The sequence below is a fragment of the Alteromonas sp. LMIT006 genome (assembly GCF_024300645.1).
Lineage (GTDB): Bacteria > Pseudomonadota > Gammaproteobacteria > Enterobacterales > Alteromonadaceae > Opacimonas > Opacimonas immobilis.
Window position 1 is genome coordinate 1057198 of the sequence record NZ_CP101291.1, and the last position, 19243, is coordinate 1076440.

General features: G+C 43.8%; 17 protein-coding genes. 8 read left to right on the forward strand and 9 right to left on the reverse strand.

Annotated features, from left to right (window positions below):
* Positions 1-197 precede the first annotated feature (197 nt).
* A complete protein-coding gene (pepQ, locus tag NLG07_RS04950) occupies positions 198-1508 on the forward strand; it encodes a Xaa-Pro dipeptidase (RefSeq protein WP_254856586.1) in 1311 nt (436 codons plus the stop codon).
* 6 nt (positions 1509-1514) lie between these two features.
* On the opposite strand, the gene ispB is transcribed toward pepQ, so the two are convergent.
* The gene (ispB, locus tag NLG07_RS04955; protein ID WP_254856810.1) at positions 1515-2486 is read right to left on the reverse strand and encodes an octaprenyl diphosphate synthase; all 972 of its coding nucleotides are present in this window, start codon (positions 2484-2486) and stop codon (positions 1515-1517) included.
* A 256-nt stretch (positions 2487-2742) separates the two neighbouring features.
* Here ispB and rplU point away from each other — a divergent pair, with 256 nt between their 5' ends.
* Both rplU and rpmA read left to right on the forward strand, forming a co-directional pair.
* Positions 2743-3054, forward strand: coding sequence for a 50S ribosomal protein L21 (rplU, locus tag NLG07_RS04960; RefSeq protein WP_254856587.1), 312 nt, complete (start codon positions 2743-2745; stop codon positions 3052-3054).
* A 16-nt stretch (positions 3055-3070) separates the two neighbouring features.
* Positions 3071-3322 (forward strand): 50S ribosomal protein L27, encoded by a 252-nt coding sequence (rpmA, locus tag NLG07_RS04965; RefSeq protein WP_254856588.1) that lies wholly within the window; start codon positions 3071-3073, stop codon positions 3320-3322.
* A gap of 89 nt (positions 3323-3411) precedes the next feature.
* Here rpmA and NLG07_RS04970 read toward each other — a convergent pair whose 3' ends face one another.
* On the reverse strand, positions 3412-4152 hold the full coding sequence (locus NLG07_RS04970) for a glutathione peroxidase (protein WP_254856589.1): 741 nt from the start codon (positions 4150-4152) through the stop codon (positions 3412-3414).
* A gap of 171 nt (positions 4153-4323) precedes the next feature.
* Between NLG07_RS04970 and cgtA the strand changes: the two genes are divergently transcribed.
* Positions 4324-5484, forward strand: a complete 1161-nt coding sequence (cgtA, locus tag NLG07_RS04975) for an Obg family GTPase CgtA (RefSeq protein ID WP_254856590.1) — start codon at positions 4324-4326, stop codon at positions 5482-5484.
* Positions 5485-5495: 11 nt separating this feature from the next.
* Here cgtA and NLG07_RS04980 read toward each other — a convergent pair whose 3' ends face one another.
* On the reverse strand, positions 5496-5960 hold the full coding sequence (locus tag NLG07_RS04980) for an isoprenylcysteine carboxylmethyltransferase family protein (RefSeq protein WP_254856591.1): 465 nt from the start codon (positions 5958-5960) through the stop codon (positions 5496-5498).
* A gap of 94 nt (positions 5961-6054) precedes the next feature.
* On the opposite strand from NLG07_RS04980, the gene folA reads away from it, so the two are divergent.
* Positions 6055-6531, forward strand: coding sequence for a type 3 dihydrofolate reductase (folA, locus tag NLG07_RS04985; protein WP_254856811.1), 477 nt, complete (start codon positions 6055-6057; stop codon positions 6529-6531).
* Here the strand turns inward: folA and NLG07_RS04990 are convergent.
* The 3 genes from NLG07_RS04990 to NLG07_RS05000 all read right to left on the reverse strand — a co-directional run bounded on the left by NLG07_RS04990 (position 6517) and on the right by NLG07_RS05000 (position 9751).
* Positions 6517-7503 (reverse strand): M48 family metallopeptidase, encoded by a 987-nt coding sequence (locus NLG07_RS04990; RefSeq protein WP_254856592.1) that lies wholly within the window; start codon positions 7501-7503, stop codon positions 6517-6519. The genes folA and NLG07_RS04990 overlap by 15 nt on opposite strands.
* A complete protein-coding gene (locus tag NLG07_RS04995) occupies positions 7503-8525 on the reverse strand; it encodes a YjgN family protein (RefSeq protein WP_254856593.1) in 1023 nt (340 codons plus the stop codon). The genes NLG07_RS04990 and NLG07_RS04995 overlap by 1 nt, the downstream gene beginning before the upstream one ends.
* A gap of 269 nt (positions 8526-8794) precedes the next feature.
* The gene (locus NLG07_RS05000) at positions 8795-9751 is read right to left on the reverse strand and encodes an AEC family transporter (protein WP_254856594.1); all 957 of its coding nucleotides are present in this window, start codon (positions 9749-9751) and stop codon (positions 8795-8797) included.
* A 165-nt stretch (positions 9752-9916) separates the two neighbouring features.
* Here NLG07_RS05000 and NLG07_RS05005 point away from each other — a divergent pair, with 165 nt between their 5' ends.
* The 3 genes from NLG07_RS05005 (at position 9917) to NLG07_RS05015 (ending at position 16125) form a co-directional block, all read left to right on the forward strand.
* Positions 9917-11473 (forward strand): SulP family inorganic anion transporter, encoded by a 1557-nt coding sequence (locus tag NLG07_RS05005; protein ID WP_254856595.1) that lies wholly within the window; start codon positions 9917-9919, stop codon positions 11471-11473.
* Positions 11474-11619: 146 nt separating this feature from the next.
* Positions 11620-13941, forward strand: a complete 2322-nt coding sequence (locus NLG07_RS05010) for a TonB-dependent receptor (protein WP_254856596.1) — start codon at positions 11620-11622, stop codon at positions 13939-13941.
* Positions 13942-14019: 78 nt separating this feature from the next.
* Complete coding sequence (locus NLG07_RS05015; protein WP_254856597.1) at positions 14020-16125, forward strand: alkaline phosphatase D family protein; 2106 nt, start codon at positions 14020-14022, stop codon at positions 16123-16125.
* Here the strand turns inward: NLG07_RS05015 and NLG07_RS05020 are convergent.
* The 3 genes from NLG07_RS05020 to NLG07_RS05030 all read right to left on the reverse strand — a co-directional run bounded on the left by NLG07_RS05020 (position 16122) and on the right by NLG07_RS05030 (position 19216).
* Positions 16122-16526, reverse strand: a complete 405-nt coding sequence (locus tag NLG07_RS05020; RefSeq protein ID WP_254856598.1) for an ACT domain-containing protein — start codon at positions 16524-16526, stop codon at positions 16122-16124. The two genes, NLG07_RS05015 and NLG07_RS05020, sit on opposite strands and share 4 nt — an antisense overlap.
* A 78-nt stretch (positions 16527-16604) precedes the next feature.
* Complete coding sequence (locus NLG07_RS05025) at positions 16605-17234, reverse strand: thiol:disulfide interchange protein DsbA/DsbL (protein WP_254856599.1); 630 nt, start codon at positions 17232-17234, stop codon at positions 16605-16607.
* 83 nt (positions 17235-17317) lie between these two features.
* Complete coding sequence (locus tag NLG07_RS05030; RefSeq protein WP_254856600.1) at positions 17318-19216, reverse strand: TonB-dependent siderophore receptor; 1899 nt, start codon at positions 19214-19216, stop codon at positions 17318-17320.
* Positions 19217-19243: the final 27 nt, after the last annotated feature.

The window sequence follows — 19243 nt, forward strand, 5'->3', positions numbered from 1 at the left end:
CTGGTCGTACAAGTTAACATTTAACAATGTTTTGCACAATAGTCCAAATTGCTTGTCTACTTATATAATTATCATAGTGTCTTTGATTAAGCTCTGTCCTATGCCAAAATCAGAATCGATGACCTGACACTATCTACGCAACGTGCTAGACTCAGCGCATTATAAAATCATAACAAAAACAACGACATTAACGAATTATGAAAGATATCGCCGTTCTATATCCTGCGCACATAGCGCATTTACAACAGGTTACCAAAGAAGCCTTAACCCGTGAGGGCCTCGATGGTTTAGTGATCCATTCCGGTCAACAAAAGCGGATGTTTTTGGATGACAATCACTACCCATTCCACGTTAATCCACAATTTAAAGCATGGTGTCCCGTGGTGGATAATCCGAACTGCTGGTTAGTTGTGGATGGTGTGAATAAGCCGAAGTTGATATTTTATCGTCCGGATGATTTTTGGCATAAAGTACCGCCAGAACCAAATGATTTTTGGACCTCTGAGTTCGATGTTGTATTACTCGCAGATGCCAATCAGGTCGAAAAGCACCTGCCGTTTGATAAAACACGCTTTGCTTATATTGGAGAATATGTTGAAGTTGCTAAAGCGCTTGGTTTTGAAAATGTAAATCCAGATAAAGCACTGCATTATTTGCATTACCACCGTGCAGTGAAAACGGAATACGAACTCGCTTGTATGCGCAAAGCTAACCAGATTGCACTTGCCGCGCATGCCAGTGCAGAAGCCGCTTTTCGTGATGGTGCTTCAGAGTTTGATATCAACTTGGCGTATCTCAAAACCGCTCGCCAAGGGGATAATCAGGTTCCGTATTCAAACATCGTTGCACTCAATGAAAACAGTGCAATATTACACTACACCGTATTAGAAACGCAGAGCCCAGCTGAATCTCGAAGTTTTTTGATTGATGCGGGGGCATCTTTTCACGGCTATGCAGCAGACATTACTAGAACCTATGCCACAGCTGAAAATGATTTTGCCAACATGATAAAGGCCGTTGATGCGTTGACGTTGCGCCTAGCCGACACACTCAAACCTGGGCTGTCGTATGTGACTGTCCATGAGTTAGCACATGATGGGATTGCTCAGATATTACATGATTTTGGTATTGTGAATCTGAGTCCGCAAGAAATTGTGGAGACTGGCATTAGCAAAACGTTTTTTCCACATGGGATTGGGCATTTCTTAGGGCTACAAGTGCACGATGTAGGCGGTCATGTACATGATGATCGCGGTACCCCAAATCCAGCACCTGATGCCCACCCATTTTTGCGCTGTACTCGCACTATAGAAGCTGGGCACGTGTATACCATTGAGCCTGGATTGTATTTTATCGATAGTTTGTTAGCAAAATTAAAAGGAACGCCTGGTTCTGCATATATCAATTGGGATCGAGTAGAAGAGTTCAAACCCTTTGGGGGGATCCGCGTCGAAGATAACGTGATTGTACATGTTTCGTACAATGAGAATATGTCTAGGCCGAACTAGTTAAGCTTACAGGTCTCGTTCCACTGCAATGTGCGCGAGACCTATTAAAGCGTCTTTGTAAGGTGATTCTGGTAGAACATTGAGGTGTTTAATTGCTCGCTCAGCCTCAGTTTTCGCAATGCTCATGGTGTAATCTAACGCGCCGGTTTGGTTCATTGCTTCAAGTATAAGGTCAAAATTAGCCAAGCCATTGCCTTGTTCAATGGCATTGCGAATGATGGTTTGGGTTGCCTCATCACTGTGCCACATTGCGTAAAGAAGTGGTAGGGTAGGCTTACCCTCAGCGAGATCATCACCCACATTCTTGCCCATATCATTGGCATTGGCAGTGTAATCGAGAATGTCATCAACCAGTTGAAACGCCGTACCTAAGTGCTTACCGTACTCTTGCAAAGCAACTTGTACACGTTCATCTTGGCGCGTAATTACTGCGGCAAGCTGTGTCGCGGCCTCAAATAAACGTGCAGTTTTGGAGTAGATGACAGCCATATAAGAGGCTTCAGTGGTGTCAGGGTCGTTGACGTTCATCAACTGCATGACTTCGCCTTGAGCAATCTCATTAGTGGCATCAGATAGGATCTGCATGACTTGCATTGAATCCAGCGTGACCATCATTTGAAAGGCACGAGAATATAAAAAATCTCCCACCAAAACACTGGCTTCATTCCCAAACATGGCGTTGGCTGTTTCACGGCCACGACGCAGTTTCGAATCATCCACGACATCATCGTGTAATAATGTCGCAGTGTGAATAAACTCAATAATGGCTGCTAGAGTGTGATGTTGAGTGTTCTCGATATTGAGAGCGCGAGCCGCAAGTACGGTTAACAAAGGACGTAAGCGTTTACCGCCACTATTAACGATGTAAAACCCCAATTGATTCACCAAACTTACATCACTTGCCACTTGTACTTGGATCAACTCATTGACCGCTCGCATATCCGCTTGTGCGAGCTCAGTTATTTGGGATAAAGACATCGTGGACATAAACAAGTATCGTTATTTGTGGAAAGCTTCGTTCAGTTTATGGGTCGCAAAATACAGTTTATAACAGCAAAAATCAATAATACCTTGCGCTTTAGTCTTTATTTTACAAGCTTTTGACGCAAAGAGAGGCGAAAAGCAAAAAAATTATATTTTATTCGGATCTCACTTGATCAACGAGTGCTCTTTGCGTATAATCCGCGCCCTGTATTTTTAATTATTGTGCAATGTGCACAGAGCGGAGTTTTATATGTACGCGGTTTTCCAAAGTGGTGGTAAACAACACCGTGTGGCTGAAGGCCAGACCGTTCGTTTGGAGAAAATCGAAGTTGCTCCAGGTGACTCGGTAGAATTCGACAATGTATTAATGGTTAGCAATGGTGACGATGTTAAAATCGGTACCCCTGTAGTTGCTAACGCAAAAGTAACTGCTGAAGTGATTACTCACGGTCGTGGCGATAAAGTCAAAATCGTCAAGTTCCGTCGTCGTAAGCACTCGCGTAAGCAGCAAGGCCATCGTCAGTGGTTCACAGAAGTGAAAATCACTGGTATTAACGCATAATAGGAGTAACTAACTAATGGCTCACAAAAAAGCTGGTGGTAGTACCAAAAACGGTCGTGATTCAGAAAGTAAACGTCTTGGCGTTAAGCGTTTCGGCGGTCAATCTGTATTAGCGGGTAACATCATTGTTCGTCAGCGTGGTACTAAATTCCACCCTGGAAACAATATGGGTATTGGCCGTGACCACACGTTATTTGCATTATCTGACGGTAAAGTTCAGTTTGATGTTAAAAACAACAAGAAAGTGGTTAGCATCGTAGCTGAATAATCAGCGCTTGCCATTTTTTAAATTATTAAAAAAATCCCGAGCATCAGATGATGGTCGGGATTTTTGTTTGTCTAATTGATTTACAGCGTTTATGCAAAATAGGCTTCTAAATCGTCACTGCCACCAATGTGTTTACCACCAATGAAGACCTGAGGTACGGTCTCACGACCAGTGACCGCTTTCAGTGAGGTAAGGGTAGCACCTCGTCCTAACACGATTTCCTCATATTCAAACCCCTTCTCTGTCAGTAACGTTTTGGCTTTATCGCAAAATGGGCAACCTGGCTTAGTAAATAGCGATGCGGCTTGTGGAACAATGGCATCCGGCGCAAGATACTTGAGCATGGTATCGGCGTCAGATACTTCAAAAGGATCTCCTGGTACATCTGGTTCAATGAACATCTTTTTAATAACGCCATCAACCACCAACATAGAATAGCGCCATGAACGCTTGCCAAAACCAATCGCTGACTTGTCTACAAGTAAGCCCATCTTATCGGTGAATTCGCCATTGCCATCTGGGATCATGGTAATGTTTTCGGCTTCTTGATCAGCCAGCCAAGAGTTCATGACAAAGGTATCATTGACTGAGATACACACAATCTCATCCACACCATGCGCATTAAATAATTTGGCAAGCTGGTTATAGCGAGGTAAATGGGTTGACGAACACGTCGGAGTAAAAGCGCCAGGTAATGAAAACACGACAACGGTACGATTCTCAAATATGGCTTTGCTGTCTAAGGTTTGCCATTCGTCATTTATACGCACCGGCCATTGACACTCTGGTACGGGTTGTCCTTCGCTATTGGGTAAGTGTAGTGCACTCATGTTGAATTCCTTCTATGGGTTATTGAGTTAGTCGTTAATGAGTATACGCACAAACTTAACAATTGATAGCCAATAAAATGAATTGGTCTTATCTAAGTTATGAATCAGTACTAATCATCCTTTAAACATTCATGTATAATTAATGGCGTTTGAACAATTAGTGACTTCTAAATGAAATTTGTAGATGAGGCGGAAATCCGCGTTGAAGCCGGTGACGGTGGTAATGGTACAATCGGCTTTCGCCGCGAAAAATTCGTGCCCAAAGGTGGCCCTGATGGAGGCGACGGTGGTGACGGTGGTTCAGTGTATCTCGTTGCCGATGAAAACCTCAATACGTTGATTGATTTTCGCTTTGAGCGCTTTCATCGCGCTGAGCGTGGGCAAAATGGCCAAGGCAGTAATTGTACCGGTCGCGGTGGAGCTGATCTTGAAATCAAAGTCCCAATTGGTACTCGCGCAACCGATACCGAAACCTTAGAAGTACTAGGTGATTTATTGCAACATGGACAGCGCTTAAAAGTCGCACAAGGCGGCTTTCATGGTCTAGGTAATGCGCGCTTCAAAAGCTCAACCAACCGAGCACCGAGACAAAAGACCAATGGCACGCCTGGTGAAATTCGCAATTTGAAGCTGGAGTTGATGTTGTTAGCTGATGTAGGGCTTCTTGGTCTGCCTAACGCCGGTAAATCAACCTTTATTCGTTCTGTCTCAGCGGCCAAACCCAAAGTGGCTGACTATCCATTTACCACATTAGTCCCTAATTTAGGTGTTGTCAGACAAGATGCTCAGCGCAGTTTTGTTATTGCCGACATTCCAGGGTTGATCGAAGGTGCGGCAGATGGTGCTGGCTTAGGTATTCAGTTTTTGAAGCATCTTGAGCGTTGTCGAATCTTATTGCACATGGTCGATGTGCTGCCTGTTGATCAAACTGATCCAGTTGAGAGTGCAAAAGCAATCGTTGCTGAGCTAGAAAAATACAGCCCGAAACTTGCCAGTAAACCGCGTTGGTTAGTGTGCAACAAGATTGATCTGATGCTACCGGAAGAGGCTGAAGTCTTGTGTGCATCCATTGCCGAAGCCTTGGGTGCTGAAAAACACTTCCAAATTTCTGCATTCCAAAAGATGAATACCGATGAGTTGTGTCGTGACATTATGGAATTCATCGAATCTTTACCACCAGAAGAAATCGTCGAAGAAGACGAAGAAGTCGAATTTAAATGGGACACGTATCACTCAGAAGTACTCGAGAGTCACTCGGATAATGAGTGGGATGACGATGACTGGGATGATGATGAAGACGATCATCCTAATGTGGTGTACACCCGCGAGTAATTATAAAATAGCTAAAACCAGCGCGCCACTTTGCGCTGGTATTGAGCGTATTCTTCACCGAACTTGTCCAACAATATTCGCTCTTCAGGCAAGATCTGAAAGCAATGCAGATAGGTCATTGCCCCTAAAGCAAATAGAATAAAGCCTGTATGCTGTAGATATAACCCACAAGCGATGATGCTCATCACAAAACTCAAATACATTGGGTTACGAGAAATGGCAAAAACGCCACTTTGAACTATCTTAGAGGTGTGATCAGGACGCATTGGGTGTACGGTCGTTTGGTGCTTCTTAAATACGTACACGCCCATGACCGCAAAGGTCATGGCACTGAATAATACAAATCCTGCAAACAAATTAGCCATGACTTGTGGAAAACCAAAATGCGGAAATATCTCGCGAGTCAGGTACATCCCTAAAATTGCCAAAATAGGTAAGATAACCGGTGGAATTTTGAGTTCAAGTGTGCGAAACATAAGCAATCATGGTCTTATCATTATTAGATACCGTACAATATAGTCAAATACTGATTAACAATGCAACTGTGAGTTTTCCATGAGCAAAATGTCGATGATAGTCGCAATGGCGCACAACCGTATTATTGGGGCAGATAATGATATGCCATGGCATATGCCGGCAGACTTAAAACACTTCAAAGCCACCACAATGGGCAAGCCTGTCGTCATGGGTCGCAAGACGTATGAATCAATAGGGAAGGCTCTACCTGGCCGGCGCAATATCGTGATTACAAGAGATAGCTCATATCAACTAAGCGATGCTGATGTCGCACATGGTATCGATGACGCTTTGGCATTATGTGCAACCGAGGACGAGGTCATGATCATTGGCGGAGGCTCAATTTATGCCTCTTTAATCGAACATGCTGATACTTTGCATTTGACCTTTATTGATGTTGACGTGGCTGGTGATACGGAGTTCCCTGATTGGCACCAATACGGACAGTGGCGAGAAGTCTCTCGTGTGGCACATCAAGCGGATGACAAAAACCCACATAACTACGAATTTGTGCAATTAGTTCGAGTTTAGTGAGTGCGCTTCTAACGCTTCCAACCGCTCTCTTTTGGCGGGATGAGTCGAAAACCATAAAGTCTCTGATTCATCGGGCATTTCGTGCAAGAGAGTCGCGAGTGCTTCACTGATTAGGCTTTGCGAAAACCCAGCCTTCGCCAATAGGTCATGTGCATAGGCATCTGAAGCCAGTTCAAAATCTTGACTGTGCTGGAACGCATACAGATTCACAATCGCCGCCAAAAAATCCTCAGAAATGCCTTCTTCTGCCCCAAAAATGACTGAAGCAATAGCCAGGCTACCCGAGACCAGCACAATCTGTTGCATCGAATGACGCTCTTCAATATGAGCGAGTTCGTGCGCTAATACGGCCGCGACTAATTCAGGCTTGGCAAGCTTGTTAACCAGATCATCCGTCACCACAATGGGGCCGCCCGGGAAGGCGAGCGCGTTGGCGCCAATGGTATCTGAGGAATGAAAAAATAACTCAGGCCGAGAAGCAATTTGGCTATGGCGATGCAATTGTTTGTACATCTCGATGATGGTTAAGCGTTTGTCTAGCGGAATACGCGAAGGTTCGAAATGCATGCTGTTGATGCGGTTATACCCCATTTCTCCGATTTCACGTTCAAGTGACATGGGAATAAGATTCACCACAACAGGGGTGGCAAAGACCAACGCAAGACGTAAAGCAATAATCAGAACAACAAAGCCACTCATCAGCAATAAAACATTACGCCAGGAAAATAACTCTAACGCAGCAATACCTTGCTGAACTTTATTTCGCTGTGAATTGACAAATGCCTCAGGTAACTTTAATTCCGCAACGAAACTAGCGCCATTATCGAAGTAGATGTGCCGCCCTTGAAACCCCTCAACGGACATCGGAATTTTAGCACCGGTTGATAAAATGAGTTGTTTATGTTGCCAATCATAATCAGCCGGAATGGTAACCGCTGATGCTGGAGCAAAGTATTCTCCACGGATCATTATAACCCCAACTCGATGCCTTCAAAGTCAGCAAACTCTTCGCCAATGGATGATTGCTCTTTTTGTGCGGTACCGATGTAATCTGAAAAATCAGGACTGGTTTGTGTGTATATATTGGCGCAAAGATAACGTGATTTGCGGACTTGCGCCCATGGGATAGCTAATCCAATAGTACAGACAATAGCAACAATATTAGAGAACAAAATCCACAGAAGACGTGGAGAGGAAATACTTGATGAAAAAACGATCTTATTGGGCAATTTTAAGTTGTTAAACACCAGTTTGAGGCAACAAACACGATACACCACATACACTAAAAATAGCATTACATAGACCGCAATCACGCCAAGGGCAAAAGACGCTTCTGCTGGCACCACAAAACCAGCGAGTAAACCTATTAGTAAAAGGGGAGATATTACAACAAGCACATACACCTTATAAAAGGCCTTGTAAGTTAATTCAACAGAGACTCTTTTACCGCCATAAGCCAAACCATTATATACATAATCAAAGGCTTTTTTGACCGCAACGGGGGCTAACAATCCAAGCGTAAATAGGGCGAGCAAAGGCATGATTTGGAAGGTTAAAAACGCCTCCCAATAATCGCCTCTAAATTGGAACCTAAGATTGCGATAGGAGGTGACTTTTGCATTAAACTCGAGTGATAGATTAATTAAATAAGGGATTGTGAAAAATAAAATAATGATTAGAAATATATAAATAGCGGGAAAAAAAGTCGCTGCTACATTTAAAAATATTAAGGTTGCAACAACAATCAATCGTCCTTTTAAAATTTGTAATCCATCGGCGTGATAACCAAATGCATAATCGTCAAGGTAGGTGTGGTTGTAGAAATACTGTAAGCGCCTGACTTTGGCCCAAGCACTGTAAATACCTAAAGTGACAATAGAAAGCAAAAGGTTGGAAAGCCAAATACTAAAGTATTCAGAAGTGATTCCTGAAAAACGCATTGCTTTGGGTTCGCCTAAGCAATGGTTTTGATGGGTATGCGAATCCTGCATTGGTTCTTCCATTGGTGTTGCTATAAGACTCTAGTCTAACAATAAATAATATTTAAAAGCAATGTAAATAATTTGTAAATTAATTATTTTTTGCTAATGAGAAAGTATAAATGTAACCATAAATACCACTAAATATTATAGAGGGAAGTATCGTTAATATAATATTGGGCGTGTTCTTTATGATGTGAATACTTGTAATTAAACTCGCTTGTTTAAGCATAGGCAAAAAATGCAATGCTGGCTGACATCCATAAACGTGGGTTCATCTTTTATCCTGTTTGTGCCGGAGCGACAACCCCAATTGCAATTAACAGCACAAGTGTAGACATCATTATGGGGATGGCGACAAGAGTGGTAGTGACAACGATATTGGCCGCTAATACCGGATTGGCATTATTTTTCTTGGCCATGATGTAACTCGCCGCAGCCGTCGGCGACGCACACATCATAAAAAGAATGCCCATCTCAATTGGATCAAGGCCAATCCAGTAACCTACAGCAAGAATAACGGCGGGGTAAACTAAACATTTACCCACATTGGCCAAAACCAGAGCAAACCAGTCACACTTCATAGCATAAAACTGCAAAGAGGCGCCGGTACAGATTAATGCAAGTGGTAAAGTGAGCTGGGCAAAATACGCAAGGCTGACTTCTGCCACCACAGGCAAACTCAAGGAAAAGTATGAAAAAATAAGTGCAATGACGATAGAACCTATGATGGGGTTTTTCGCAAGCGCAACAAGGTTGTCTTTAATGGAATGATTTTTGTCGGTGTAATGGTTCAGTAATAAAACGGCTAGCAGATTATAGATAAGGGTGGTACAGGCCATAAAGACCGATGCCGTGGCAAAAAAACTCGGATACGCATTGGCGCTTAATGCCAAACCAACGATGCCAATATTAGAACGATACGCACCTTGCACCACGACACCGCGATCAACCCGTTGTGCGACGATAAAATGACAAATAACGACAAACAGTGCGACGAGTGCAATCGTACCTAATACACTCACCAAGATCATGTTGGTATTGGCTGCGGTGGCAAAATCCGCTTGATAGATGCTGTTAAATAACAGCGCAGGCAACGAAATATTATAAATTAGCTTAGACGCATCATCGACAAACGCATCCGACACAAAGCCGATGCGTTTAAGACACACACCTACCATGATTAGACAAATGACTGGGCCGACCACGATGAGCGCGGTCATAACGGCAGAGGACATATTTTTCTCGTTGAAGTAAAGCGAACATTATGGCGCTAGAACATGTCTTGCGCAATTGATGATTGAAGTAATTCCCCTCGGATTACATTTAATTAACAGAAGTCGAGGGTGATTTGTGCTACCCTGCGCGCGGTTATTGATAGATACACAAGCGCGTGAAAATTTATGTTCGATTTTAAACACAGCAACATCAAAAACGATGTACTCTCTGGTATTACTGTTGCCTTAGCTTTGGTCCCTGAAGCGGTAGCTTTTGCTTTTGTTGCAGGGGTTGAGCCGATGATCGGTCTTTATGCCGCTTTTATGATGGGGTTGATTACGTCTGCGATAGGTGGTCGTCCTGGCATGATTTCTGGTGCCACTGGCGCAATGGCAGTTGTCATGGTGGCTTTGGTTGCGCAACACGGGGTGCAATACTTGTTTGCGGCGGTTCTGCTAGCCGGTGTACTACAGATATTGGCTGGCGTATTTCGACTCGGTAAGTTTATCAGGCTAGTGCCGTATCCGGTGATGCTCGGCTTCGTAAATGGCCTAGCGATTGTGATCTTCTTAGCGCAGCTGGGTCAATTCAAAGTGTTCAATGCTGAAGGTATTCAAGTTTGGATGCAAGGCGAGATGCTCTATATCATGCTTGGACTCGTCGCTTTAACCATGGCGATCATTCATTTTCTGCCTAAATTCACTAAAGCCATACCGTCTTCGTTAGCAGCGATTATCATTGTCACGGCCATTGTTCATGGCTTAGGCGTTGATTCACGGACCGTGATTGATTTTGTGCGTGACATGTTACCGGAGGCCGAAAAAGCCACCGCAACGCTGGCGGGGGAATTGCCAACTTTTGCAATCCCAGCAGTCCCATTCACGCTTGAAACCCTGTATATTATTCTGCCAACAGCGATCATTTTGGCGCTTGTAGGTCTAATTGAATCGCTATTAACCCTCACTTTGATTGATGAGATGACGGATACGCGCGGTCGCGGCAACAAAGAGTGTATTGGCCAGGGGGTTGCCAATTCGGTCAATGGTTTCTTCGGAGGCATGGGGGGCTGTGCGATGATTGGTCAGTCCATGATTAATATCAATTCTGGTGGTCGTGGCCGATTATCCGGTATCACCGCTGCACTGGTTTTGTTGGGCTTTATTTTATTTGCCTCTTCATTGATTGAGATGATCCCGCTTGCAGCGTTAGTCGGTGTGATGTTCATGGTGGTGATTGGTACGTTTGAATGGGCGAGTTTCCGCATCATTCGTGGCGTCAACAAAGAAGATGCCTTCGTCTTATTTCTCGTGACATTCGTGACGGTTATTGCTGACCTCGCCATTGCCGTTATAGTAGGTGTCATTGTGTCTGCGCTGGTCTTTGCATGGAAACACGCTACGCATATCAACGCCAAAACCCATACTGATGGCGATGATTGGAAAGTCTACGAGTTAGATGGGCCTTTGTTCTTTGGTTCGATAACGCATTTTAAAGCGCTGTTTGATATTCAGAACGATCCGAAAGACATCGTACTGGATTTTGCTGAGTCTCGGATCTGGGACTCATCGGGAATAGATGCTTTGGATTCACTTGCGGATAAATATGAAGCAGCAGGCAAAAAATTGCATATTCGGCATATCTCGCCAGAGTGTGCGACGTTATTGCGAAAAGCATCTAAATACGTTGAGATCAACGTCAATGAAGATCCACGCTACAAAGTAGCGACGGACGAGCTAGGCTAAATACAAAAGTTCTGTCATGATTTTGTCATCGTTGTGACATCAAATTTACGCAGAACTTTCATCAAACTGCCTTTGTTTAGAAAACAATTTGTCATTTATCTCCCTCACAATGTGCGCAACTAAACTCACATACTTAGGGAATATCCATGACAAAATTACAACCACTAGCTATTGCAGTTGGCGTTGCACTAAGTGCCTCAGTATTAGCTGATACAACAGAAGAAAATAAAGTCATCGATGAGATCACCGTGGTTGGCAAGAGCGTGTCTTTTGCCAACAGTGCCACGTCTCAAGAAATGCAACTTCAACAATCTACTCTAACTAGTGCGTTAGCTGTTATTGACAACCTTCCGGGTGTATTGGTCAACGAAGGGGACACCTTCGGAGCGGATGATTGGTCTACTACTGTGTCAATTCGTGGTTTTCAGTTGAGCTTAGACGAGCAACAAATCGGTATTACTATCGATGGTATTGCGAACGGTAACTCAAATTATGGCGGTGGTGCCAAAGCCAACCGTTACATCGACACCGAAAACCTTCGCGGTGTAGACGTCTCTCAAGGTACAGCTGATATTGCTTCTCGCTCAAACGAAGCACTAGGCGGCACATTAAACTTCACCACCGTTAACCCAACCGAAGAGCAAGAAGTATTAACGAGTTTCTCTATTGGCGATTTTGGGGCGCAAAAGGCCTTTGCACGTATTAATACTGGTGAGATTGCGTCAGGCACCCGTGCATGGTTCTCTGTTTCCAAATCGCAAAGTTCTGATTGGATTGATCAATCCGCTGAAAATGACCGTTTCCACATGGCTGCCAAAATGGTCAGCGAACAAGGTCAAATGACCTACACTGGATATGTGTCTTTTGACGACACGCATGAAGATAACTATCAACGTATCAGCCTTGGACAGTTTGCAGAAAACCCTGAGTGGGACCGTCTCACATCAGAATGGACGGGAATTCCATACGTTGACCAGGCATATCGTCGCGGCTGGTCGACTTTGCGCGAAAACCTCTTTGCTTATCTTCAAGCAGAGTATGCAATAGATAACCTAACCGTGAAAGCCAATGCTTACATGCATCGCAACGAAGGTCGCGGTGATTGGGTGCCACCGTATATCGTTAATGTTACAGATGATGGTGCAGGTAATGCCGAATCAGAAGTGACGACGGATAGAACTGTTCTGGGCGGCGCACCATTGGGTCGTTTATTCTTTGTTAACAATGCTGGTGTAGCCTTGGCACCGAATACAGAATGCCAAGGCTCAATTACTTTCCCTTACGGTGGCGCAGGCGCAGAGTATGACCCATTATGTTATGGCGCTGGTGCGGTTCCGGTTGGATCATATCGTCATACACATTATGAAAAAGACCGCGTTGGTATCAACGTAGATTTTGCTTACGATTCCATGATTGGTGATATTGTCAACACCACACGCGGTGGTTTCTGGTACGAAGATTACGAGCGTGGCGAATACCGTGACTGGCACCGTATGCTGGATTCTAAGACAGGCTATGAGTTCGACCACGTTGCTTATTGGAAGCAGTACGACCGTACTTTCCCAGTTGAAACCATGATGTTTTACATCGAAAACGAAATGGATTTTGGTGGCGTACAAGCGCGTATTGGTGCAAAACAGTTCTTGGTGGAATTAGAAGCGCAAGATAACTTCGCGAATACTTCAATTGACGTAAACTCTGATTCTGACTTGTTATTAAACGCAGGTTTAGTGGCACAAACGGGTGTTGACGGTTTAGAAATATTTGCTGGGTATGCGGAAAACTTCGCGGCAGTCAAAGACACAGTGTTAGAGCGCGACGCATCAGCCTTTGATTTGATTGAACCTGAAACAGCAGAAAACATTGATTTGGGTGTGCGTTACACGTCAAACATGATCAATGCTTCAGCAACCTTCTATGACATTACGTTTGAAGACCGCTTAGTCTTCTTGTCACCAGACTCACCGGATGCGATTAACTACTTAGTCGGTACCAACGGTTCATACGTCAATGTCGGCGGTATTGAATCCACTGGTTTTGAGTTATCCGCAACGGTATATCTCAATGATAACTGGGCGGTATATGGTTCCTATACAGCAAACGAATCTGAGTATGCGGATGGTTCATTAGATTACCCTCAAGGTAACACCGTATTTGGTTCGCCAGAAGACATGTACGTATTATCGATTGACTATGCCAAAGATAGTGTCTTTGCTGGCTTATCCAATAAATACGTTGGTAAGCGTTGGATGGATGCGGCGAATTCACAACGCATTGATGACTATATGGTATCTGATTTGTATATCGGTGCGAGTTTAGAAAACTTTGCTCAAGGTCTAAAAAATGCCGAAGTGCGTTTAACCGTCAACAACTTATTTGATAAGAGCTATTTAGGTGGCGTTGCGGGACAATCGGCATGGATTGGTGCGCCTCGTACTGCAGCATTAAATGTGAACTTCACTTTCTAACAGTTTGGATTGTCTTGTTCCCTGGAACAGTCCCACTTCCGGATGGTTGTGGGACATTTTTTTATTTGGAGATAAGGTATGCGTCCTATAGTAATCACACTCTTTTGTTTATTATCACTAAATACCCAGGCTGCGGATAATGTATTGGTCGTTACGCTTGATGGACTGCGTTGGCAAGAGCTATTTTATGGTGTCGATGAAACATTATTAGAAACGGAAGACAACCCACAGGTACGCGATGCGGTTATGGCAAGATATGGCCAAGGTACGATTGAGGAACGAAGAGCTGCTTTGATGCCGTTTTTTTGGTCTGAGATTGCCCAAAAAGGAACCCTTATTGGTGATCACCGCAATGATTCCAAAATGTCCCTGAGCAATGCTTGGTGGTTTTCATATCCCGGATACAATGAAATTTTAACGGGCGTTGCCGACGATAAAATTGACTCAAACGCATCTGAGTTCAATCAAAATAAGACGTTTCTCGAGTATTTACACAAACAAAATCATCATGTCGCTGCCTTTGGTAGTTGGGACGTATTTCCATATATTATCAATACTGAGCGCAATGACTTTGTGGTTAATGCTGGATTTACCGGGGTTAACTGGGACGATGCGTCAGAGCATGCACATTGGCTGGCAGAGCTGCAATCTCAGATCCCATCTCCTTGGTACACCGTGCGTTTAGATGCCTTTACCCATGGCTTTACACAAGAATACATCAAACAACACCAACCGAATATCATCTATGTTGCTTTAGGTGAAACTGATGATTTTGCCCATGATGGAGAATATGTGCAGTATCTTCAAGCGGCTCACCGCAGTGACAGTTTTATTAAATCATTGTGGGAGTTACTACAATCCATTCCACAATATAAGGATAACACGAATATCCTTTTGACGACCGATCACGGTAGAGGAACCACTCAATTAGACTGGACACATCATGCTTCAAAAGCGTCTCTCGATGGCTATATGAGTAAATTAAAGCCTGAATTTCCAGAAGGGATCGTCGACGCAGATCAGGTATGGTTTGCTGCTATGGGTCCCAACATCGCTCAACATGGTATTGTTCGCTCTACAGAAACGTATTCATTGAATCAATTTGCAGCAACCGTGTTAGCCACTCTTGCTATAGATCATCGTGACTTTAATCCAAAAGCAGGGAAGCCACTTCCCGTTTTAACCCCCACAGCTCAGATTACACCGGTAAATGAAACAAAGAGTCTTACTCGTATCGGATTTGGTTCTTGTCTCAAAGAAAATAAACCACAACCATTGTGGGATGATGTCATGGCGCAAAACCCTGATTTGTTTGTGTTGATGGGCGATAATGTCTATGGCGATACCGAAGATATGCAAGAATTAGCAAACAAATATCAATTGTTAGCACAACAACCAGGCTTTGCGAAACTGCGCTCGATCACGCCAGTTATTGGGATCTGGGATGATCATGATTATGGAGAAAACGACGCTGGTGCTGAATATCCTAAAAAGGCAGAATCAAAACAGATTATGCTAGATTTTTTCGGTGAGCCTAAACATTCTGAGCGCCGGATGCGCGAGGATGGAGCTTACACGAGTTACATGTTTGATGATGGTAAACGCAAAGTTCACATTATTTTGCCAGATTTACGCTACAATCGAACACCATTAGAATCTGTGAATAAGCTCAACTATACCGTTAATCGCTTGCCTAACGACCAAGGGCCTTACCGCATCATAGATGCCTCTGAGGCGACGATGTTAGGTGAACAGCAATGGCAGTGGTTAGAGACAGAATTGGCTAAGCCAGCAGACCTGAAAATCTTGATTTCCAGTTTACAAGTTGTTGCAGATTTTACCGGATGGGAAGCTTGGGCAAACTTTAAAGCTGATCAAAGTAGGCTGTATGGGTTGATCCAATCTTTGGCGTTAGATAATTTACTGATTATCAGTGGCGATACACATTGGTCAGAAATTTCTCGCCGGACTGTAGGCGACATTGATCTAGTGGATATGACAGCCTCTGGAATGACTGAAGAATGGAAGCAAATCTCTCCCAATCAATATCGAGCAAGTGAAGCGCATGCAATAGCGAATTTTGGTATGCTGACGATTGATTGGGATACCGACCCAATCAATGCCACATTGCAAATCATTGCCGAAGACGGCAAAGTGTTGATTGAACAAAATTGGCGACGCTAAGGCGTTGCTCTATCACTCAATGCCTTAAGCACATTCATCGCATCTTGTGCATCTCTTTTCGCCACAAAAATGTGGTCGTGATAATATCCTGCGACCACATTAGCGCTGATGTTTGCTTTAGACAGTGCTTGAGCAAACGCAGCAGTTAAGCCAACAGCTTCTAGTGAAGAATGCACATTTAAAGTTATGCAAGCGTAAGGGCCATCGGCCTTTATTTCTAATTCGTGAGCAATAGTTTCCTGTAAAATTAAAGTCACGCCTTCTTTTTCGACAAACATGCCTTTTGCCAATGAGTACATTTTGGCTGTCGGATGGAGCACACTTGCAAAAACAAATGTTTCTGAGTCTAACTCAGGTGCCATCGAAGCAATAAGCGTGTTTAGATCAGTGATCCCAGTCATAGTCTCGCCACTAGTGATTGCCGATAAAAAAAAGCCGATACACACTGCGTACCGGCACAAGTTTCAACTAAATCGTCTTTAGTTTAGTTCAGATAAAAATACAATCAAATCAATCATGTCATCAGGCGTCATATCTCTAGTGAATGTAGCTTGGTATTTGCCATTAACAATGAAATTTGGCACACCTGAAACGAATTTACGAAATTCGTCGATCGTTTTGTTGTTTTTACGCAACATGCTGGTAATGGTAAAAGAGCCAATTTTTTTATCAAACTCAGCGCTATCTACCCCATTTACCGCAAAGATACTGCGTAGGTCGTCGCGATTGGTAATTGCAGCACGTTGGCGATGGATGTAGTTAAAAATTGCAGTATTTAATTCTTGCTCGCGTTTTAAAGCACGCCCTAATAACATCGCACGCGTCACATCGTCTTGCAAATCTCGACCTGCAAAGCCCATGAAATTAACGTGGATTTTATTAAATTCTACGTCGGGATCTAAGCGCTTTTTCATCTCTAAAACAAGCGGTTCGAAGTTAAAGCAATGTGGGCACCAAAAACTGAAAAATTCAGTAACTTGACGCTGTTCGGATACGTCATCAGCAATGACTCGATAATGTTCACCTTCAACATAACGCGCTTGAGCACAGGCAGCGGTAGAAAACACCACAGCGAACATGATTACGATGGAACGAAAAAGGGACTTCATACTGTTTTTACTCTCATTAAGAATTGTTCAAATCATACTAATCGAGGTCTGAATGTAAACTTAATTACTTCGCTCAAGGCTGTTTACCATAGATAGCGATAGCTCAGTTGCAAGGTGCGTTCTTTGCCTCGATATCCAACAATATCGGAATAGTCTTTATCTAATAGGTTACGTCCTGATAAGCCAATACTGTGTTTGGCATCCAGCTCAATATTCAATGCCATATTAAATAGCCAGTAGGCATCGAGTTTGACAATCTGACTTGGTTGGGGCCAGGGTGGAAAAAATTGATCCAACTGAGACCCTTGATATAAGGCTTGACCTTGTAAAGACCACTGTGGAGCCAATGTGATATTGGTGGTCACAGAAGCATTGTGGCGTGACCGCCGCAGTTCACTTGCCGAGCCATCTGATGCATCTGTATAGCTGTAATGCACTGCCAAATCCCAGCTGTCGAAGGCCATACTCGACTGCCATTGCCAGCCTTGACGCTGACTGGTGCCATCGACATTGTCTGCGGTAAAGCCTCCACTATTGGCATCAAAAACAAACCCATTAATTTCATTTTTAAGGTTAGTATCAAAAATACTGAGCTGGATAGACGTGTTTTGTGCCGACCACGCAAGGCCGATTTCTTTGTTGTCTGCAACCTCCGGTTTAAGGTTTGGATTGCCTTGAAAGGTGCCAGCAAAAAAGCCAAAACGCTCAGTAAAAGTCGGTTTTTTACTTGCACGACCACTCTGCACAAAGACCCTCAAGTTAGGGCGAGCGTGATAGCTTGCACCCAGTGTATAGTCACGGCTTTGGTCAAAATCACTGTTTTGTGTTAAACGCATGGAGCCGGTTAAAACAAGTTCATCCGTTACTCGATAAGCGGTATCTGCAAAAAAAGCTTCCGAATTAATGTTTTGTGCTTGATTCGGATCGCCAAAGCCAATAGGGCCTTTTTGTGTAAAATCAATATCACTGAACTGCACTCCGGCAGACACATCCATATCTGAATGGTTAACGGTTACCCATGCCAAATAGCGATGCTCGTCGGTATCACTGGCACTAGTCAAGGCACCATTCGCGGTATTTTTGACTGCATCACGCTGATTTTGCCACTGCGCATTGAGGGTAACATTGTCACTGAGTGCTTGAGTGTAATGCAGTGAAAAGGTTTGTTTAACCCCATTCGATTCACTGTCTGCATCAATTGGCAAGCCAGTCACAGCAAAATCAGTTTCATCAAATGCTGTGACATATTCTGTATAGCGCAGAAACCCCTGCAATTGTGAAGCGTCAGATAGTTGAATAGTTGGCTTGTAGACAAACTGCATATTTTGATAGCCATCGCGTTCCCTTTGTCCTTCGACCACGGAGATGTTCTGTCCATCGGTGTGGTAGGCGGAGACACTTAAGCTATGACGATAGCTGTCTTGTTTGATGGTTTGTGTCAATGCAACATTTGCTGTGCGGTGTAAACCTAAGTCAATGTTTACTGTGTGTTGGTTCCTGTCGGCAACGAGGGTCGTAATAGATAATACACCGCTGAGCGCCCCGTCACCCCATTGCGCACCAGAGGTGCCTTGCAATAGTTCAATACTTTCGATGCTACTCAATGGGATATGGGCAAGATCGATTAAACCACCTTGGGCTTGGTCGTTGATTTGGATGCCATCAAGTAGAACGACTAAATGGTTTGTTTCACCACCGCGCACTCTCAACTCGGCAAATTGTCCTGTACCGCCGTTATTTGAAATATCAACACCGGCAAAGGTTGGTAGGATATCACTTAAAAACTGTGCTTGAGAACGCTCTATGTCGTCTCGGGTGAGGATCTGGCGAAACCCAGCAAGTTCATTAGCTGGGATCGCTAAACGAGAACTCGTCACCGTTATAGTGTCAACGGTGTCATTTTGCAAAGGTGTTTGTGCTTGAATAGAAAAAGAGGTCGCAAACGCAACAAGCGCTACGGAGGATTTTATAGAACTAAACATGAAAAATGTATCCAATCAACTAAGTGC

Excerpts from the sequence above, each read along its gene's own strand:
- pepQ (WP_254856586.1), top strand. The coding sequence starts at position 198 with ATGAAAGATATCGCCGTTCTATATCCTGCGCACATAGCGCATTTACAA.
- ispB (WP_254856810.1), bottom strand. The coding sequence starts at position 2,486 with ATGTCTTTATCCCAAATAACTGAGCTCGCACAAGCGGATATGCGAGCG.
- rplU (WP_254856587.1), top strand. The coding sequence starts at position 2,743 with ATGTACGCGGTTTTCCAAAGTGGTGGTAAACAACACCGTGTGGCTGAA.
- rpmA (WP_254856588.1), top strand. The coding sequence starts at position 3,071 with ATGGCTCACAAAAAAGCTGGTGGTAGTACCAAAAACGGTCGTGATTCA.
- NLG07_RS04970 (WP_254856589.1), bottom strand. The coding sequence starts at position 4,152 with ATGAGTGCACTACACTTACCCAATAGCGAAGGACAACCCGTACCAGAG.
- cgtA (WP_254856590.1), top strand. The coding sequence starts at position 4,324 with ATGAAATTTGTAGATGAGGCGGAAATCCGCGTTGAAGCCGGTGACGGT.
- NLG07_RS04980 (WP_254856591.1), bottom strand. The coding sequence starts at position 5,960 with ATGTTTCGCACACTTGAACTCAAAATTCCACCGGTTATCTTACCTATT.
- folA (WP_254856811.1), top strand. The coding sequence starts at position 6,055 with ATGATAGTCGCAATGGCGCACAACCGTATTATTGGGGCAGATAATGAT.
- NLG07_RS04990 (WP_254856592.1), bottom strand. The coding sequence starts at position 7,503 with ATGATCCGTGGAGAATACTTTGCTCCAGCATCAGCGGTTACCATTCCG.
- NLG07_RS04995 (WP_254856593.1), bottom strand. The coding sequence starts at position 8,525 with ATGCAGGATTCGCATACCCATCAAAACCATTGCTTAGGCGAACCCAAA.
- NLG07_RS05000 (WP_254856594.1), bottom strand. The coding sequence starts at position 9,751 with ATGTCCTCTGCCGTTATGACCGCGCTCATCGTGGTCGGCCCAGTCATT.
- NLG07_RS05005 (WP_254856595.1), top strand. The coding sequence starts at position 9,917 with ATGTTCGATTTTAAACACAGCAACATCAAAAACGATGTACTCTCTGGT.
- NLG07_RS05010 (WP_254856596.1), top strand. The coding sequence starts at position 11,620 with ATGACAAAATTACAACCACTAGCTATTGCAGTTGGCGTTGCACTAAGT.
- NLG07_RS05015 (WP_254856597.1), top strand. The coding sequence starts at position 14,020 with ATGCGTCCTATAGTAATCACACTCTTTTGTTTATTATCACTAAATACC.
- NLG07_RS05020 (WP_254856598.1), bottom strand. The coding sequence starts at position 16,526 with ATGACTGGGATCACTGATCTAAACACGCTTATTGCTTCGATGGCACCT.
- NLG07_RS05025 (WP_254856599.1), bottom strand. The coding sequence starts at position 17,234 with ATGAAGTCCCTTTTTCGTTCCATCGTAATCATGTTCGCTGTGGTGTTT.
- NLG07_RS05030 (WP_254856600.1), bottom strand. The coding sequence starts at position 19,216 with ATGTTTAGTTCTATAAAATCCTCCGTAGCGCTTGTTGCGTTTGCGACC.